The organism is Algoriphagus sp. SE2 (genome assembly GCF_039563885.1).
In the GTDB taxonomy this organism is placed as follows: Bacteria; Bacteroidota; Bacteroidia; order Cytophagales; family Cyclobacteriaceae; genus Algoriphagus.
The window spans coordinates 1-3,813 of the sequence record NZ_JBCLWJ010000043.1; the positions used below are offsets into that span (position 1 = coordinate 1).

The 3,813-nt window shown below is 32.1% G+C and carries 1 protein-coding gene; it reads left to right on the plus strand.

Going from position 1 to position 3,813, the window contains the following annotated elements; genetic code table 11:
• Positions 1-585: 585 nt before the first annotated feature.
• The coding region (locus AAGF08_RS20270; protein ID WP_343513272.1) for an Ig-like domain-containing protein at positions 586-3,813 on the plus strand (3,228 nt) is incomplete at its 3' end.

The following is a 3,813-nucleotide window of genomic DNA, read 5'->3' on the forward strand; positions in this document are numbered from 1 at the left end:
AGATAAAAGTTAAAATTATACTTAAGGCTAACTCTTTTTGGTATGGAAATTGCTAATAATCCAGTGCATTTTTAAACCAAAATTAACAAGAGTTTAAGCTTTGGTATTAAAAATTATACAGGTCTGATTTATTGAAAAATTCAATTTTGGATAGATTTTAGTATGAAAAATATTTTTTTTAAAAAAATTTAAAAAAAAATTAAAATTATTTTATCTGTTTTAAATTCTATTTTTTACAAAAATTAAAATACATAAATAATAGATTGAATATTTCAATTGTATATATAAAACACTACATAGATTGTTTTAAATTACTTATACAAAAACACACCAATCATTTTTATCTTAAAACACCCCTATTTTTTACCAAAAAAAATTTTATTCCGTTTTACAGACGTAAAACAGAATTTATTTAATCTTAATTGATTTTTTATTCAAAAAAGATCTATTTAGTTATTTTTTTGATTGACTGATTTAAAGACAAAAATTGTTTTTTTCATATATCACAATTACTTCATGAGGTGGAAAGGGACTTGAAAAGTTGAAAAATCATTCTAGTTTTGAAGCCCAAATTAAAACACCGTTATGAAATCACCCTTACTTAACGAGTTGATTAATACCCTATTTAATTATTACAAACTAGTAATAAGGTTATTATTAATTATTGTTTTTTCTGTTGTTAATATTTTAACGACTCAAGCCAATGATTATTATTTTTCGAGTTCAACAGGAGACGATAATAGAACAACTCTCCAAGCACAAAACGCTTCTACTCCATGGCGGAGTATTGATAAATTGAATTCTATTGCAAGCCAATTACAAGCTGGAGATAGAATATTATTTAAAAGTGGAGATACATTTTATGGGTCAATTCTAATTTCCAGAGGAGGAAGTTCGGGAAATCCAATCGTATATACTTCTTATGGAGCGGGAGAAAAACCTGTGATTACATCCATGATTAAGGTGAATAATTGGGTTTCTCGTGGAAATGGGACTTATGAAGCTTCCTTACCCAATATGGATGGAGGGAAGATTCAGATAGTCACAATCAACAAACAATTGATGGAAGTAGGTAGATACCCAAATGCAGGAGCAAAAAATGGAGGTTATTTAACTATATCATCTGTTAACAATTCCTTAAGCATTCAAGGTGAAAACATGCCTGCAAATTTTGTTGGAGGCGATATTGTAATTAGAAAGAACAATTGGATTACTGATAGGCATGAGATCTCATATAACGCGGGAAGCACCATCAGTTTTTTATCCAATTCTGAAACAGGGTATACTCCTAATAGTGGCTTTGGATACTTTGTTCAAAATCATATTAATACATTAGATCAATTTGGGGAATGGGCCTATTCAAAATCAAATAAAATGATTTATGGATATTTTGGTGGACAGGATCCAAATTCATTAGATGTTGAAGTTGCGACCAGAGAATATTTGGTCAAAACAAATAAGTATATCCAGAACCTAACTTTCAATAATTTAAATTTAAGAGGAGCAAACGCAGACATTTTCAACATACAAAATTCAGCTAATGTACAAATCACAAATTGCGAACTAGTATATGCTGGTCAAAATGCAATTTTCTCCCATACAACACCAGATATAACAGTAAAAGGCAACACGATTAATTACTCATTAAGTGGTGGACTATTTTTTCAATTTACTACTCAAAGAGCAATAATTGAAGATAATATTATTAATAACACAATGCCTTTTCAAGGAATGTCCAATAGCAGTGATTTGAAAGGTGTTGGGATTTATATTTCAGGAAATGCTGACAATTCCCGAATAGTTAGAAATAAAATTCTAAATACCGGATTTAATGGGATTCATTTTGGAGGAAATTACACAGTCATTAAGAACAATTTAATAAATAATTTTTGTCTATTTAAGCATGATGGAGCCGGGATTTATACTAATTCAGATGGAATAACATGGGGAAATAATACAGGCAGAGAGGTAGTTGGGAATATTATCTTGAGAGGAGTTGGAGCTGTGGAAGGAACAACCATGAAAGATCCCCTTGCGGAGGGAATTTATATGGATGATAATACGGATGGAGTCAAAATTTTGGGAAATACAATTTCAGATGTCAGTGGAAAAGGTCTATACCTTCACAATGCAAAAAATATAGAAGTTCAAAATAACACTTTCTATAAAATGCCGATCCAGTTACATTCTGGAGATGATTTGACTGGAGGTTCGGTTCGAAATATTAGTATTAGTAATAATTATTTTTCCAAAATATTTGATGAAGATTTACCATATAGTATTTCTTCAACCGTAAATGATATTGATCAAATAGGAACTTCTGACAACAACTACTTCCTAGATCCGTATGGCGTTGAAATTCTATTTAAAAGTCAAAGCCCAAATGATGGACCAATTGGGAGAAAATGGAATATGGAAAGTTGGACCAATCAATATGGCTATGAGAAAAATTCCATACGACCAGATTTTAACCTAGAAAAATATAGGGTTTCAAGTTCTAATACCATCAAGGAAAGTGATTTTAGCTCAAATCTATCTATTGTTGCCGCAGTTTATAATGGCAGTTCAGAATTATCTACTGGGATTGATGGTGGCGTATGGAAAATGAATTTTAATCAAACTTCAAATGCTTCTGCATTTATTCAGATTGGAGCTGTGGCTCCTGGAGATGAAATTTTAATTGAGTTTGATACGAAAAGCATTATAGCAAATCAAACCGTTGATTTATTGCTCGAGAGGACATTTAATCAGAATCAAGAAGGAACACTTTTTAATTTTGTCACTTCTACTGAGACGAAAAAGGTTAAATTATTTCTTAAATCGAATGTGAGTGCAAGTAACGAAAGCATTGTATTTAGATTCCCCAAAACCCTTCCAAGCATTTTAATTGATAACTTAAAAATTTCTAAAGTTCAGACTGAACCAATTAGTATTGAAAGTTATGTGTTTTTTGAATATAATTATTCTAATCAAGCTGTTAGTTATCCACTTTCCGGAGTTTATAAAAATGGAAAAGGAGAGGTTTTTGATGGATCAGTAAACATCCCTGCTTATGGCTCTGTAATACTGGCCAAAATTGAAGATGGAGCCGGTCAAAGTAATTTACCTCCAACTGTCTCGATAGTAGAGCCTTATGAAAATCAACAGTTTATAGCTGGCAGTGAAGTATTTATCACTGTAGACGCTTCTGATCCAGAAGATCAAATTAAACACGTGGAGTTCTTTGTAAATGATAAATTAGTTGCTACTACTAATCAAGCACCTTACAAAACAAGTTGGAAAAATGTCCCAGTAGGTAATCACAGGTTAAAAACTCGAATAACAGATCAAGAAGGATTAACTGCCGAATCTACGGAAGCTACAATTCAAGTTATTGAGAATTTACCCCCAGTGGCAAACTTTGTAACTCCAGTCCAAAACCAAACATTTGATCTTGGAGAGGCTATTTTAATCCAGTCTTACGTAGTCGATCCAGAAGGACAAATTGCTTTAGTTGAGTTTATTGACGGTAACACAGTCATTGGATCCATAACATCCGGACCTTATCAATTAAACTGGACCAATGCCTCCGAAGGAATACATGAACTAAAAACTAGAGTTACAGATAAAGGTGGTTTGGTTACCGAATCATCCGTAGTAACCATCCAGGTTAATGGAATTGCTTCTGCCGACTTTAGTCTCTATCTGAATGCGGGTAGTTCTGAGACGGTTAGTTATGAAGGTAGAGAATATGTAGGTGATAAATCTATTTCACCGGAGTATTTCAATTATCCTCAAGTATTTACTACAGAATCAGCTTCAAGTGATGAACTG